Consider the following 14654-nt stretch of genomic DNA (forward strand, 5'->3'; position numbering starts at 1 on the left):
CGCCTCTCAGGCAGGTAATCGCGTTGCACAACAACGTGACCCTTCGGTCATGAAACCGCAAACAAGCTCTGTTACAAGCGGATGCCGACCCCATGCGCGATCGGCGCTGGCGGACCGAGCGATGACTGTGCTGACCACCACAAAAGCCGGAGCCAAAACCGCAAGGCCGGACAGCGACCGTGCCGACTCCTATGGCGCGGGCTGGGACGCCGTCCGCTCCGCTGACGATGATGCCGCATCGTTCGATTGGGCCTCGGCGGTGGGATCCCTGCGCTATGCCTTCCAGCCCATCGTCCAGTTGCGCTCCGGCCGCTGCCATGGCTATGAGGCGCTGCTGCGCGGCTTCGAGCGCACCGGCTTCGCCAACGCGGGCGAGCTGCTGGACGCCGCCGAGGCCGCCGGCCTGCTGGCGACGGTGGAAACCGCGCTGCATGCCAAGGCGGTCGCCGCTTATCGCGCGTTGCCGGGCTGGAACGAGGCAAAGCTGTTCCTGAACCTGGACGCCCGGCTGATCGGCCGTCCCGACGCGCCCTGGCTTGCCCGCGACCCTGCCGCCTTGCGCAACAGCGGCATCGTGCTGGAGCTGTCGGAAAGCCGCCCGGTGCCCAGCGGCGTCGCGGTGGACGCGGCGGTCGACCGTTTCCGCCAGAGCGGGGCCGGCATCGCCATCGACGATTTCGGTGTCGGGCATTCCGGGCTGCGCACGCTGTACGAGGCGCGGCCCGATTATGTGAAGATTGACCGCTTCTTCATCGCTGGCATCGATGCGGACGCGCGCAAGCGGGCGCTGGTGGCGGCGCTGGCCGGCCATGCCCATGCGCTGGGCATCCAGATCGTGGCGGAGGGGGTGGAGACCGTCACCGAGTTCTACACCTGCCGGGATTTGGGCTGCGACTTCGCCCAGGGCTTCCTGATCGCCCGGCCGCGCGTCGATCTGGCCGCCCTGCCCAACCGCTATCCGGTGGTCGAGGATCTGAACCGCAAGGACCGCCGCCAGCCCAGCGAGTCGCACCGCCGCCTGTCGGAGGTGATCGAACGGCTGCCGCCGCTGCGGGTCGACTCGCGCAAGACCGAGCTGCTGGACTATTTCCGCCGCGACGGCAGCGCCGCCATCGCACCGATCATCGACGAGCATGACCGGCCGCTCGGCCTGATCCGCGAGCGCGACCTGAAGCGCTTCGTCTATTCGCGCTTCGGCGGCGAACTGCTGCGCAACCGCGGCCTGGGCGACCGGCTGGACGATCTGGTCATCCGCTCGCCGGTCTGCGACATCTCCACCCCGCTGGACCGGGTGATCGAGGCCTTCTCCACCGAGTCGGCGGCCGACGGCATCGTCATCGTCGAGGGCGGCGCCTATGCCGGCGTGCTGTCGAGCGGTGCGCTGCTGCGGCTGGTGCATGAGCGCAACCTGGCGATGGCGACCGACCAGAACCCGCTGACCCGGCTGCCGGGCAATGCGGCGATCCTGCGCCACATCGAAGGGGCGCTGGCCGACCCTGGCCGCGGCCATGTGCTGGCCTATCTGGATTTCGACAACTTCAAGCCCTTCAACGACAATTTCGGCTTCCGCCAGGGCGACCGCGCCATCCTGATGTTCAGCGAGCGGCTGAAGGCCTGGGCCGGCAGCGCCGGGGCGGCCATCGACGCCGACGCCTTCGCCGGCCATATCGGCGGCGACGACTTCTTCCTGGGCGTCAGCGGCGGCGCGGAGTGCGAGGTGCTTGCCCGGCTGGCGGAATTGCTGGCCCTGTTCCGCTCCGACGCCGAAAGCCTGTACGACGCCGAAACCAGGGTCAGCGGCGGCTTCCTGGCGAAGGACCGCTATGGCGCCGTGCGGCGCTTCCCGCTGCTGGCGGCCAGCGGGGTCGCCGTGGTGATCCCACCCGGCAGCGATGGGCTGACCCCCGACGCCATCAACGCCGCCATCGCCGATCACAAGTCCGCCGCCAAGGGGGCGGAGGACAAGCTGTTCGTGGTGCGGCTGGGTTGAAGTGACATCCCCCCTGGTGCAAACTCCGTCAATGACGTAGTATTGGTTTCCATGGGCGAGCCTTTCGATCCAGTCAAGAACCTGCTCAATCGCCGCAAGCACGGCTTGGACCTGTCCTTTGGGGCCGAGGTCCTTCGTGACCGCGATCTGATCGAAGCTCTCGATCTGTCCATGGATTATGGCGAGGAGCGCTTCAACGCGCTGGGCATGGTCAAAGGCAAGGTCTACGCCGTCACCTATACTGAACGTGCGGAGGGGGTAAAATTCATTTCCGTGCGGGAGGCCGACAAACGCGAAGCAGCCCACTATTTCAAGGCCAACGCTTGAGCAACGGCATCCTAGACCCAAGGTGATCCCGATGAGCGACCACGAAACTTTCACCGACGAGCAACTTGCCGCCATGAGGCATCCGCCTCTGGCGAAGCGGGTCCGTCGTTCGACCGGTCTGTCGCAGGAAGCCTTCGCCGAGCGCTTCGGCATTCCGCTGCGCACCTTGCAGGAGTGGGAGCAGGGGCGGCGGGAGCCTGATGCCGCCGTCGCGTCCTACCTGCGCGTCATCGAAAAACAGCCGGACATGGTCGCCCAGGTTCTGGCGGCCGAGTGAGTGCGAAGCGGAGGGCGCCCTCTCACGCATAATCCCGGAAGCTCTCCGCCGTCGCGCGGTCGTAGCCCTGGCTGGCACGCAGGAGCTGCAACGTGTAGGGCTGGCGCGCGGCACCGCGGCGCAACTCCTCGACGCTCATCTCCTCGACCAGACGGCCGCGGTTCATCACCGCCAGCCGGTCGCACAGGTTGGCGACGACGGCGAGGTTGTGGGTTACCAGCACCAGGGTCAGGCCATGCTCCGCCCGCAGCCGGCGCAGCAGGTTCAGGATCTCCGCCTGCACCGACACGTCGAGCGCCGAGGTCGGTTCGTCGAGCAGCAGGACCCGGGGTTCCAGCACCAGGGCGCGGGCGATGGCGACGCGCTGGCGCTGGCCGCCCGACAGCTGGTGGGGGTAGCGGAAGCGGAAGGCGGGGCCGAGCCCGACATCGCGCAGCACCCGGTCGATGCGGGCATCGGCATCGCCCAACCCATGGATGGCGATGGGTTCCGCCAGGATGCGGTCCACCGTGTGGCGCGGGTGCAGCGAGCCGTAGGGATCCTGGAACACCATCTGGCAGAGCTTGTAGAAGCCCGTCTGGCGCTTCGGCCCCTGTTCCGTGCCAGCGACGGCGATGCGGCCGGTCCACTCGTCGTTCAGGCCGCTGACCGCGCGCAGGACCGTCGATTTGCCGGAGCCCGACTCGCCGACGAGGCCGAAGCTCTCGCCTTCCCGCACCGACAGGGTGACGCCGTCCACCGCGGTGACGGCGTCGGCGCCCCGGCCGAAGCGGACCTGCAAATCCTGGATGTCGATCATCGTCATCAGGCTCCCCGCCCATCGGTCAACCAAGCTGGATCGCGGCTCAGCACCGGCAGGTCGCCCGGCGGCTCGTCGATCCGCGGCAGGCTGGCCAGCAGGCCGCGGGTGTAGGGGTGCTGGGCCGCGTGCAGTTCCGACGCGCGGCAGCTCTCCACCACCCGGCCGGCATACATGATCAGGATGCGGTCGCAGAAGGAGGCGACGAGGTTCAGGTCGTGGCTGACGAAGATCATGCCCATGCCGCGCTGGGAGCAGAGGTCGTCGAGGATCGCCAGCACCTGCATCTGCACGGTGACGTCGAGCGCCGAGGTCGGCTCGTCGGCGATCAGCAAATCGGGGTCGGGGATCAGCATCATCGCGATCATGATGCGCTGGCCCATGCCGCCCGACACCTCGTGCGGGTAGCGGTCATAGACCCGCTCCGGGTCGCGGATGCGCACGGCGGCCAGCATCTCCAGCGCGCGGCGCTTCGCCTCGGCGGCGCCGGCCTTGCTGTGGACGCGGTAGGCCTCGGCGATCTGGCGGCCGACGGTCATCACCGGGTTCAGCGAGTATTTCGGATCCTGCATGACCATGGCGATGCGCCGGCCGCGGATCTCGCGCAGGCGCCTGGGCGACGCCGCCAGCAGATCCTCGCCGTTGAAGGCCAGCCGGTCGGCGCTGACCCGGCCGGGCGGCGGCACCAGGCGCAGGATGGAGCGGCCGGTCATCGACTTGCCGGAGCCCGACTCGCCGACGATGCCCAGCTTCTCCCGGCCGAGCGAGAAGGAGACGCCGCGCACCGCCTCGGCCATGCCGGTGCGGGTGGGAAAGGCGACACGGAGGTTGGAGACCTCCAGCAGGGGGGCGTCGTGCGCCGTCTTGTTGTCGGCCATGGCTTCAGTCCCCCTTCGGGTCCAGCACGTCGCGCAGACCGTCGCCCAGCAGGTTGAAGCCCAGGCTGACGATGAAGATGGCGAGGCCCGGCATGGCGGCGACCCACCATTGCTCCAGCACATATTGCCGGCCGCTGGCGATCATCGCCCCCCATTCCGGCAGCGGCGGCTGGGCGCCGAGGCCGAGGAAGCCGAGACCGGCGGCGGTCAGGATTACGCCGGCCATGTCCAGCGTCGTCCGCACGATCAGCGAGGCGATGCAGAGCGGCATGATGTGGCCGAGGATGATGCGCAGGCTGGACGCTCCTTGCAGCCGGGCGGCGCTGATGAAGTCGGCGCGGCGGACGGTCAGCGTCTCCGCCCGCGCGATGCGGGCATAGGGCGGCCAGGAGGTGATGGCGATGGCGATCACCGCATTCTCGATGCCGGGGCCGAGTGCCGCGACGAAGGCCAGTGCCAGGATCAGCTTGGGGAAGGCGAGGGCTATGTCGGTGATGCGCATCAGCACGGTGTCGACCCAGCCGCCGAAATAGCCGGCGGCCGTGCCGATCACCAGACCGGCCAGCGGCGCCGTCGCCGCCACCAGCGCCACGATCATCAGCGTCAGCCGCGCGCCGTGGATCAGGCGGGACAGGATGTCGCGGCCGAAGGCGTCGGTTCCCAGCCAGTGGGCCGCACTGGGCGGCATCAGCCGGTTGTTCAGATCCTGGGCATAGGGGTGGTGGGGCGCCAGCACCGGCGCCAGTGCGGCGACGATGACCAGGGTCAGCACGATCAGCAGACCGGCGACGGCAAGCCGGTTGCGGCGGAAGGCGGTCCAGCCGGCCCAGGCACGGCCCAGCCGGGCCTGCGCACGGGACTGCGGCGTGTCGGTGGTCAGCCAGTCCCGCCAGCCGGCGGAGGAGGTATCGGTGCGCGCGGTCATCGGGCCCGGGGATCCAGAAGGCGGTAGAGCAGGTCGGACAGCAGGTTCAGCGCGATGAAGACCGCACCGACCACCAGCGTCCCGCCCAGCACCGCATTCATGTCGGCGCTGAGCAGCGAATTGGTGATGTAGAGGCCAAGGCCGGGCCAGGCGAACACCATCTCGGTCAGCACCGATCCCTCCAGCAGGCTGGCGTAGGACAGGGCGATGACGGTGATCAGCGGCACCGTGATGTTGCGCAGCGCATGGCCCCAGACCACGCGGGTCTCGGACAGGCCCTTCACCCTGGCGGTGGTGATGTATTCCTGGCGCAGCTGGTCCAGCATGAATCCGCGCGTCATCCGCGCGATGTAGGCGACGCAATAGAGGCCGAGGATCGCCGAGGGCAGGACCAGATGCCCGACCGCGTTCCAGAAGATGTCGGTATCGCCGGCCAGCAGGGCGTCCACCGTGACGAGGCCGGTCACCGGATCGACCATCCCCTCGTAGAAGACGTCGACCCGTCCGGGCCCCGGCGCCCAGTCCAGCTTGGCGTAGAACAGCAGCAGCGCCATCAGCCCCAGCCAGAAGATCGGCACCGAATGGCCGAGCAGACCGAGAAGGCGGATGGCATGGTCGGGCCAGCGCCCGCGGTTGACCGCCGCGAACACCCCGGCGGGGATGCCGAGCACCGCCCCGACGATGGCGGCGACCGTCGCCAGCTCCAGCGTCGCCGGGAAAACGCGCAGCACATCCTCCAGCACCGGGCGGGAGGTCAGCACCGAGGTGCCGAGGTCGCCTTGCAGCACGTCGCCGACATAGCGGAGGAACTGCTGCCACAGCGGCAGGTCGAGGCCGAGCTGCGTGCGCATCTGCGCGTAGCTGTCGGCATTCGCGCGGTCGCCGAGCGCCGACAGCACCGGATCGATCGGCACGACCCGGCCGATCAGGAACGTGACCAGCAGCAGGCCCAGCAGGGTGGCGGCCACCGTGACCAGCAGGGTCAGGCCGCGTTTCAGCGTAGGCAAGAGGACTCCCTCGCGATTGGACGCATCAGGGAATCACAGTCGGAGCTTTGTGCAAAGACCGTCAAGGGCGTAAGGGGGCGCCCCCTCTCCCGATTGGGGGGAGGGGGCGGACCGCTTCAGCTCACCAGGTCCCCGCCGGGCTCTGGTCGCCATGCGCGCCGGCGGCCGGCTCGTAGTGGGCGAGCCAGCGCTCGGCCTCCAGCGCCGCCATGCAGCCCATGCCGGCGGCGGTGACGGCCTGGCGGTAGACCTTGTCCTTCACGTCGCCGGCGGCGAAGACGCCGGGGATGTTGGTGGCGGTCGAATCGGGCACCGTGACGATGTAGCCCGACTCGTCCATCTCCACCTTGCCCTGAAAGATGCCGGTCGCCGGCACATGGCCGATGGCGACGAAGACGCCGGCCACCGGGATGACGCGCTCGTCGCCCGACTTGACGTTCTTGATGCGGACGCCGGTGACGGCGCGCGGGTTGCCCATGGTGCCGTCGCCCTCGCCGACGATCTCCTCGACCGTGCTGTCCCACACCACCTCGATCTTCGGATGGCGGAACAGGCGGTCCTGCATGATGCGCTCGGCGCGGAAGCCGTCGCGGCGGTGGATGACCGTGACCTTGCTGGCGTGGTTGGTCAGGTACAGCGCCTCCTCGACCGCCGAGTTGCCGCCGCCGACGACCGCAACCTCCTTGCCGCGGAAGAAGAAGCCGTCGCAGGTGGCGCAGGCCGACACGCCGAAGCCGCGGTAGATCTCTTCCGTCGAGATGCCGAGCCAGCGCGCCTGGGCGCCGGTGGCGATGATGACGCTGTCGGCGGTGTAGGTGTCGCCGCTGTCGCCCTTGCAGACGAAGGGACGCTTGGTGAAGTCGACGTCGGTGATCAGGTCGAACACCATCTTCGTGCCGACATGCTCCGCCTGCTTCTGCATCTGCTCCATCAGCCAGGGGCCCTGGATCGGATCGGCGAAGCCGGGGAAATTCTCCACATCGGTGGTGATCATCAGCTGGCCGCCCGGCTGCATGCCCTGGACCATCAGCGGCTCCAGGTTGGCACGCGCGGCATAGATGGCGGCGGTGTAGCCGGCCGGGCCGGCGCCGATGATGAGGACCTTGGTGTGGTGCGTGGTGGCCATGGGTCTGATCCCGCAGTGTATCGGCGAATGACGATGTGCGTGTTGGAACGGTTCTGAGCTTTGCATTACGGGCCGATTCACGCGTCAAGGCGAGTCCGCCTTTCCGCGATCGGTCCTAGAAGCCGAACATATGGTCGAGGCTGAAGGCGCTGTCACCGGCCGCAAGGCAGCCATGGTAGCCGAACAGGCGGCAGGTGGTGTCGCGGATCAGCACATAGGCGTGATCGCCCGCCGCCAACCGTTCCGCTTCCGTAAACATCTCGCGATAGCGCCAGAAATGCGAGCCGCCGCAGGGGATCGCCAGCCGCTTGCGCGCCACTTCCACCCCGTCGCGCCGCACCAGCACGAGGCCGGTGTCGGAGGTGGCATGCCATTGGGTCGAGGCAGGGTAGACGAGGTGGCAGAGCGTGTCCCACGGGTCGGTGCCCAGCCGCAGGAACAGGCGGGTCGACAGGCCGGGCGGGCGGCCATGGTAGCTCTGCGGCTCGTCGCGGTAGACCATCGCCATATTGAACATGTGGCTGCCGAAGCTGGTCTCAGCCACATGGCCGGTCGTTACGTCTTCGTAACGGACCAGGGCATGCAGCCAGCCATCGGCAATCGTTCCGGCATCGAAATCATAGACCAGCTCGACATGGCCCCAGCCATCGACGACGGTCTTGTCGGCGACCAGCCCGGTGACGTCCAGCGCCACGCTGTCGGAGCGCTTCAGGTTGCCGAAGCGGTGCTCGGCGACGGCGGCGCCGTTGCGGTCGTAGACCACCGCCTTCACCGGCAACTCGGTCTGCGCCGTGCTCATCGGCGTCGGCAGTAGAACGGTGCGCCAGCGGCCCATCGGCAGCAGCGGCGCCGGCAGGATGTGGCCCTTGCCCACCACGCCCTTGTCCACAGCACCGCCGGTCAGCAGCGGCAGCTTTGGGTCCGGCTTCAGGTCGGTGCGCTCGACATTGGCGTGGGCCATGCGGCGGCGGCCGTCGGCGGCGGCGATCTCGTAGCGCGGGCGGACGAAATGCTTGCCGGCCTGCACCTCGAACTGCTGGGGCCAGCGGGCCTCGGGGAACAGGCTGGCGACGTCCAGTTCAAGGGTGGCGAAGGCCGGGACCGCCCGGTCGAGCGTGCGGATGTCGGCCGAGCCCATCAGGTTGAGGCCGACGGCGCCGGCGGGAATCGGGGTCGGGTGGCTGTTCTGGATCCACAACGACACGCGCTCGCCCTCGCGCGGGGCGGGCAGGCCGGCATAGAGGTCGGCGGGCCAGGCATTGGCGTCGTGGGTGCACGACATCACGCTGTCGTCGTCGCCATAGGTGTCGAGCGCGTATTTCACCACGTCATGCCCGGCGGCGCCGATGATGTGCAGGAACAGCGACCCGCAGAAGGGCGACAGGTTGAAGCGTTCGCGCACCTGCCGGCTGTCGATCACCACGGTGCCGTCGGTCGGTGGCATCGGCTCCGTCCAGTCGGCGATGGGGCGGCCCTCGCCGTCGAACAGGCAGGCCCACAGCCGGGTGCCCTTGGCGCCGTAGCGCGGCCAGTAGTTGGCCGACACCACGCGGGTGTGGTGGCCGTCGCCGTCGCGGAACCAGGCGAAGTTGGTCGCCCAGTTGAACTTCGACAGGTAGTGGCCGGGATCGTTCAGCATGTCTTCCGGCACGCGCATGGCGTCGAGCGAGACGACGCCGGCCTGCTTCGGGATCAGGTGGGCGATGTGGCCTTCCAGGCGCTGCGAATCGAAGGCGACGACGAAGACGGTGCGGGCGCCGCTGGACGGCAGGTCGGTGACCGGGCGGGCGGCATGGCCGAACACCTCCTGTCCGACCTTCTCGACGTCCTGGACATAGATGCCGCAGAAATCGATCGACGACAGGTCGTAGAACTCCGCCAGCCCCGACAGCAGGCCCAGCGGGTCGTAGACCGCCACCGGGCCGAAGGAGGCCAGCCGCGCGATCAGGATCGCCGCCTTGGGCGCCGCCAGCGGGTGGCCCACCGCCTTGAAGAAGCTGGAACCGCCGGTGACGTTGGAAAAGGTCTCGATCCGAAGGGACATCAGGGCACACACGCGCGAAAGCAAAGCCGGGGCGTCGGTTATAGCCGCTTCGGCCGGGCGGGCGACAGTGATTTGCGGACGGACGCGATTTGTCCGGGCCGTGTCCGCCCGATGCGTGTGCCGCCGAACGCTTCCCCCTTGTCAGAGAGCGTGTTTCGATATATCTAAGTTTTCGTTATATCGAAACTGCATCTGATGAGGGTTCCATGCTTCGGCATCTGTTTCACAAACACGGCCGCCGCTTCTCGCGTCCCGACTTCGAGGACGAGGCTCCGGACGGACGCGGCCGTCACGGTCGCCATGGGCATCGCGGCGGCGGGGAAGGTTGGGGCGGTCACGGTTGGGGCGGTCATGGTTTGGGCGGTCACGGCCGCGGCGGCCGCGGCGAGCGGCGGGTCTTCGACCATGGCGACCTGCGCCTCGTCCTGCTGTGGCTGATCGCGGAAAAGCCGCGCTCCGGCTACGACCTGATCAAGACGGTCGAGGAGATGGTCGGCGGCGCCTACAGCCCCAGCCCCGGCGTCGTCTACCCGACCCTGACCCTGCTGGAAGAGCAGGGCCACATCCGCGTCGGCGCGACCGAGGGCAACAAGAAGCTCTACGAGATCACGCCGGAAGGGGCGGAGGCGCTGAAGGCGGCGGAGCCGTCGGTCGCCGCGGTGCGCGAGCGCATCGCCCATGCGCGGGCCCGGCAGCAGCGCGAATCCTCGCCGCAGATCCACCGCGCCATCGAAAATTTCAAGCTGGCCCTGCGGCTGCGGCTGTCGCGCGGCGACCTGACGGCGGAGCAGACCCAGGCCGTCGCCGACATCATCGATGACGCCGCCCGCAAGGTCGAACGCATCTGAGCATCGAACGCATCGGGCCGGACAGGAGACAGGACCATGGCTGCATCCACCGCACGCATCGCCACCCCGAACGGGCGCCGCTACATGACCCAGCTGTGCAAGCACTGGGCGCACAAGTTCGAGGTCGTCCATGACGAGACCCAGGGGCTCGTTCCCTTCGCCGCCGACCGCCGCTGCCGGATGGCGGCCGACGACGCGGGGCTGACCCTGACGATTGAAATCGAGGATGCCGGACAGATGGAGCGCATGCAGGAGGTGGTGATCGACCATCTCAAGCGCTTCGCCTTCCGTGAAGAGACTCTGGTCCGGGATTTGGGGGAGGTGGCCTGGACGCCGGTGGGATGATGGGGTGGGCTGATGGGGTGGGGTGGCGGCACCCCGCCGGACGAGGCGGTGCATTTTCCCGAGTCTGTCTGCGACAAATCCTGTTGAGAATTACCGCATCGACGGTGTAAAACGGTTCTTAACCAACAGGCGGACGTGGGGGAGGGGATGGTGGTTCCACCGTCGGCCACCCACGGTCAGAATACCGGGAGTCGTTCGTGATGCTCCGCATCTCCAAGAAGCTGATGTTCGCCATCGAGGCGGTCCTCGACATCGCCTACAACGCGGGCACCGAGCCGGTGCAATCCGGCGAGATCACCCGGCGCCAGGGCATCCCGAAGCGCTATCTGGAACAGGTGCTGCAACAGCTGGTGCGCGAAGGCGTGCTGGCCGGCGTGCGGGGCCCTCGCGGCGGCTACCGGCTGGCGCGCGAGCGGCGGCGGATCACGCTGGGCGAGATCGTGAAGGTCGTCCGCGCGATGGAGACCGCCACCGATCCGATCGAGGAGCCGGCGGGTTCGGTGCTGGGCCATCAGGTGGTGCGCCCGCTGTGGGGCGAACTCCAGGACGAGTGCATGGCCAAGCTCGACACCATCACCATCGAGGATTTGTGCATGCGCGCGCGGCGTGCCGGGGTGGAGAGCGAGACCGAGGACCGCATCGACTTCACCATCTGACGCGGGGGACTTGGGTGGCACCACTTCCCGTTTGACAGGCTCCCTCTGCTGGATAATGCTCCGCCTGGGGTGTTGAAATCACATATAACACAAATCTCAGAGGTGGAATCATGGCTGCACCGGAGTTCCGCGGCAAGATCTACGACAGCATCCTCGACACGATCGGCGCCACGCCGCTGGTGCGGCTGGACCGTCTCGCCGCAGAGTCGGGGGTGAAGGCCCAGATCATCGGCAAGCTGGAGTTCTTCAACCCGCTGGCCAGCGTCAAGGACCGCATCGGCCGCGCCATGATCGAGGCCGCCGAGGCCGCCGGCACCATCGCCCCCGGCCGCACCACGCTGGTCGAGCCCACCTCCGGCAACACCGGCATCGCGCTGGCCTTCGTCGCCGCCGCCAAGGGCTATAAGCTGATCCTGACCATGCCGGAAAGCATGTCGGTGGAACGGCGCAAGATGCTCAAGCTGCTGGGCGCCGAGCTGGTGCTGACCCCGGCGGCGGAAGGCATGAAGGGCGCCATCCGCAAGGCGGAGGAGATCCTGGCCGCCGATCCGAACGCCTATCTGTTGCAGCAGTTCAAGAACACCGCCAATCCGGCCGTCCACCGTGCCACCACGGCGGAGGAGATCTGGAAGGACACCGACGGCCAGGTCGATTTCCTGATCTCCGGCGTCGGCACCGGCGGCACGCTGACCGGCACCGCCGAGGTCCTGAAGTCCCGCAAGCCCTCCTTCAAGGCGGTGGCGGTGGAGCCGGAGGACAGCCCCGTCCTGTCCGGCGGCATGCCCGGCCCGCACAAGATCCAGGGCATCGGCGCCGGATTCGTGCCCGACATCCTGAAGAAGGAGCTGATCGACGAGGTGGTGCGCATCTCCAACCAGCGCGCCTTCGAGACCGCTCGTGCCGTTGCCCGTCTGGAGGGCGTGCCGGTCGGCATCTCGTCGGGTGCGGCGCTGGCCGCCGCGCTGGAGATCGGTGCCCGTCCGGAGAATGAGGGCAAGCAGATCGTCGTGATCCTGCCGTCCTTCGCCGAGCGCTACCTGTCGACCGCCCTGTTCGAAGGGCTGGAATAAGAAGGGTTAGCAGGGTGGGGACGTGCTCCGTCCCCGCTCCGCAGCCTGAAGGCGAAATTCCCGTCCGAAATTTGACGGATTTTGCGAATTCGGCTAAACTCCCCGGCATCAGCAACGTCGTTTCCGTCCGTGCCGACGCAGGGGAGTGACCGCCATGTCGGATATTTCCACGTCCACCTACGTCCCGAACCTGTCGAGCAGCTCCTTCTCCCAGTTCAAGGGGAAGACGACCGGGGTCGGCGCCGACGGCGCGAACGCCGACAGCCAGAGCTTCACGGTCAGCAAGGCCGGCGAATACAACTTCAAGATCAACAACAGCTTCACCAACGTCGAAATCCGCAACGAACGCAACGAGGTGGTGACCACCCTGCGGTCGAACGAATCGACGGCGGACGCCAGCGCGCGGCTCGGTCCCGGCACCTACACGGCGACCTTTTCGCAGGCCAACCGCGCGGCAGGCGTGCGCGACTATTCGATGGACGTCACCGAGCGGCAGAACGTCCTGGTGACGGCAGGCGGCGCGACCTTGAAGGGCACCGCCCAGCCGCCGGGGAACGGCGACACCGGCGTCCAGAAGCACACCTTCAACGTCGTGCAGGGCGGCACCTTCACCGCCGACATCTCGCTGCCCAACACGCGCTGGGCGATGATGGACAAGGACGGCAAGGTGGTCGCCGCCAGCGACTCGGGCAAGCCCGACTCCCAGCAGAACTTCCTGCAAAAGCCGACCTACAAGCTGCAACCCGGCCAATACTCGATGGTGGTGGTGCCGCCGTCCGACCTGAAGTCGCCGACCGATTTCCGGCTCGGACTGGTGCCGCGCAATCCGGACCTGACGGAATTCGGCAGCGGCCAGGAAAGCGCCATCCAGAAGACGCTGCGCGAGCGGCAGGCCCGCCTGCAGCAGTGGGCGTCCCAAGGGTCGACGACCTCGACCAAGGCCTGACGGTTTTCCCATCGCGGCGATTGCGCGCTGCCGGCTTCTCGGAAATCGCGGCATCGAATGTTGCTGCAACGGCCCGTCCTTGCGCTATGCTGCGGGCCATGGACTTCACGGACACCCAGCTTCACCGCTATTCCCGCCACATCGTCCTGCCGGAAGTCGGCGGCATCGGCCAGGAAAAGCTGTTGCGATCCAAGGTGCTGGTCGTCGGTGCCGGCGGCCTGGGCGCGCCTCTGCTGCTCTATCTGGCGGCGGCCGGCGTCGGCACCATTGGCATCGTCGACGACGACACGGTCGATCTGTCGAACCTGCAACGGCAGGTGATCCACGACGAATCGACGCTCGGCCACTTGAAGGTGGAGAGCGCCGCCGCCCGCATCCGGGCGTTGAACCCCGATGTCCGGGTCGAGGCGCACCGGACGCGGATCAACCGCGACAACGCGATGGATCTGATCGCCGGCTACGACCTCGTCGCCGACGGGTCGGACAATTTCGCCACGCGCTTCCTGCTGAACGATGCCTGCTTCCTGGCCGGCAGGACGCTGGTGTCGGCGGCGATCCTGCGTTTCGACGGGCAGCTGAGCACTTTCAAGGCGCATCTGGGGGCGCCGCACCCCTGCTATCGCTGCCTGTTCCCCGAACCGCCGCCGCGCGGCACCGTGCCGTCCTGTTCGGAAGGCGGCGTCCTGGGGGCGCTGGCCGGTTCCGTCGGCTCGCTGCAGGCGACGGAGGTGCTGAAGGAACTGCTGGGGCTGGGTGAGAGCCTGTCGGGCAGCCTGCTGATGATGGACACGCTCTATGCGTCCTATCAGCGCATAACCATCAGGCGGGATCCCGACTGCGCGCTTTGCGGCGATCATCGGACGATCCACGACCTCTCCGCCCACTGACGGGCGCCGTGGCAAACATGGGAGGCGGCCATCATGTCCACTGCCCTGCCTGAGACCATGCCGGAGACTATCCCTGCGGCCGGAGCCGGCGGGACGCCGGCCCTGTCCATCGTGCTGTTCGCCGGCGGCTTCGACCGGGTGCATTACGCCCTGGTGATGGCCAGCGCCGCGGCGGCCACCAACCGCAAGGTCACGCTGTTCTTCACCGGCCGCGCGCTGCGCGCCCTGGTCCATGAGACGGAGCCGGGCGTGCTGGGCTGGCACGACCTGGACCCGGCCGACGACGGCAGCACGCCGGTGGCGCGCGACCGCTATTTCGCCACCCACGGCCTCGCCACCTTCGAGGAACTGCTGGAGGCCTGCGTCGCCATGGGCGTCACGGTGATGGCCTGCGAGATGGGGCTGCGGGCGCTGGGGCTGCCGCCCGGCGTCTCCCTGCGGGCGGATGTGCCGGTCGCCAGCGGCGGCGTCGTCACCTTCCTCAACGAGGCGCCCGGCGGCGGCGCCATGCTGTTCGTCTGACGATGCT

16 protein-coding genes are annotated in these 14654 nt (G+C 68.1%); 10 read left to right on the forward strand and 6 right to left on the reverse strand.

Annotated elements, in window-relative coordinates; genetic code table 11:
• Window positions 1-121 precede the first annotated feature (121 nt).
• From ACWPN8_RS03750 to ACWPN8_RS03760, 3 genes are read left to right on the forward strand one after another with little or no spacing between them, the layout of a single operon-like run.
• The gene (locus ACWPN8_RS03750; RefSeq protein ID WP_492239945.1) at window positions 122-1990 is read left to right on the forward strand and encodes an EAL domain-containing protein; all 1869 of its coding nucleotides are present in this window, start codon (window positions 122-124) and stop codon (window positions 1988-1990) included.
• A gap of 51 nt (window positions 1991-2041) precedes the next feature.
• Window positions 2042-2317: a BrnT family toxin gene (locus tag ACWPN8_RS03755; protein WP_492239946.1), complete on the forward strand. Its 276-nt coding sequence runs from the start codon at window positions 2042-2044 to the stop codon at window positions 2315-2317.
• Window positions 2318-2348: 31 nt separating this feature from the next.
• Window positions 2349-2594 (forward strand): helix-turn-helix domain-containing protein, encoded by a 246-nt coding sequence (locus ACWPN8_RS03760; RefSeq protein ID WP_014248848.1) that lies wholly within the window; start codon window positions 2349-2351, stop codon window positions 2592-2594.
• Window positions 2595-2616: 22 nt separating this feature from the next.
• On the opposite strand, the gene ACWPN8_RS03765 is transcribed toward ACWPN8_RS03760, so the two are convergent.
• The 6 genes from ACWPN8_RS03765 to ACWPN8_RS03790 form a co-directional block, all read right to left on the reverse strand.
• Window positions 2617-3393 carry an ABC transporter ATP-binding protein gene (locus ACWPN8_RS03765; protein ID WP_492241368.1) on the reverse strand — a complete coding sequence of 259 codons (777 nt, stop codon included), beginning with the start codon at window positions 3391-3393 and terminating at the stop codon, window positions 2617-2619.
• A gap of 5 nt (window positions 3394-3398) precedes the next feature.
• The gene (locus ACWPN8_RS03770) at window positions 3399-4271 is read right to left on the reverse strand and encodes an ABC transporter ATP-binding protein (RefSeq protein WP_492239947.1); all 873 of its coding nucleotides are present in this window, start codon (window positions 4269-4271) and stop codon (window positions 3399-3401) included.
• 4 nt (window positions 4272-4275) lie between these two features.
• Entirely contained in the window at window positions 4276-5196 is a 921-nt protein-coding gene (gene nikC, locus ACWPN8_RS03775) for a nickel transporter permease (RefSeq protein WP_492239948.1), read from the reverse strand.
• A complete protein-coding gene (locus ACWPN8_RS03780) occupies window positions 5193-6203 on the reverse strand; it encodes an ABC transporter permease (RefSeq protein ID WP_492239949.1) in 1011 nt (336 codons plus the stop codon). Before ACWPN8_RS03780 ends, nikC begins: the two co-directional genes overlap by 4 nt.
• A gap of 121 nt (window positions 6204-6324) precedes the next feature.
• Window positions 6325-7329, reverse strand: a complete 1005-nt coding sequence (trxB, locus tag ACWPN8_RS03785) for a thioredoxin-disulfide reductase (RefSeq protein ID WP_492239950.1) — start codon at window positions 7327-7329, stop codon at window positions 6325-6327.
• Window positions 7330-7444: 115 nt separating this feature from the next.
• Window positions 7445-9373 (reverse strand): hypothetical protein, encoded by a 1929-nt coding sequence (locus tag ACWPN8_RS03790; RefSeq protein WP_492239951.1) that lies wholly within the window; start codon window positions 9371-9373, stop codon window positions 7445-7447.
• 206 nt (window positions 9374-9579) lie between these two features.
• Between ACWPN8_RS03790 and ACWPN8_RS03795 the strand changes: the two genes are divergently transcribed.
• The 7 genes from ACWPN8_RS03795 (at window position 9580) to ACWPN8_RS03825 (ending at window position 14647) form a co-directional block, all read left to right on the forward strand.
• A complete protein-coding gene (locus ACWPN8_RS03795; protein WP_492239952.1) occupies window positions 9580-10221 on the forward strand; it encodes a PadR family transcriptional regulator in 642 nt (213 codons plus the stop codon).
• A gap of 36 nt (window positions 10222-10257) precedes the next feature.
• Window positions 10258-10566 (forward strand): DUF2218 domain-containing protein, encoded by a 309-nt coding sequence (locus ACWPN8_RS03800; protein ID WP_492239953.1) that lies wholly within the window; start codon window positions 10258-10260, stop codon window positions 10564-10566.
• Between the two features lie 200 nt (window positions 10567-10766).
• Entirely contained in the window at window positions 10767-11222 is a 456-nt protein-coding gene (locus tag ACWPN8_RS03805; RefSeq protein ID WP_012972993.1) for an RrF2 family transcriptional regulator, read from the forward strand.
• A 110-nt stretch (window positions 11223-11332) separates the two neighbouring features.
• On the forward strand, window positions 11333-12292 hold the full coding sequence (gene cysK / locus ACWPN8_RS03810) for a cysteine synthase A (RefSeq protein ID WP_109449569.1): 960 nt from the start codon (window positions 11333-11335) through the stop codon (window positions 12290-12292).
• Window positions 12293-12446: 154 nt separating this feature from the next.
• Complete coding sequence (locus tag ACWPN8_RS03815) at window positions 12447-13238, forward strand: hypothetical protein (RefSeq protein WP_492239954.1); 792 nt, start codon at window positions 12447-12449, stop codon at window positions 13236-13238.
• 98 nt (window positions 13239-13336) lie between these two features.
• Entirely contained in the window at window positions 13337-14125 is a 789-nt protein-coding gene (locus tag ACWPN8_RS03820) for a HesA/MoeB/ThiF family protein (protein ID WP_247873157.1), read from the forward strand.
• Window positions 14126-14182: 57 nt separating this feature from the next.
• A complete protein-coding gene (locus ACWPN8_RS03825) occupies window positions 14183-14647 on the forward strand; it encodes a DsrE family protein (RefSeq protein WP_492241369.1) in 465 nt (154 codons plus the stop codon).
• Window positions 14648-14654: the final 7 nt, after the last annotated feature.

It is taken from the genome of Azospirillum sp. UENF 112521 (genome assembly GCF_058780665.1).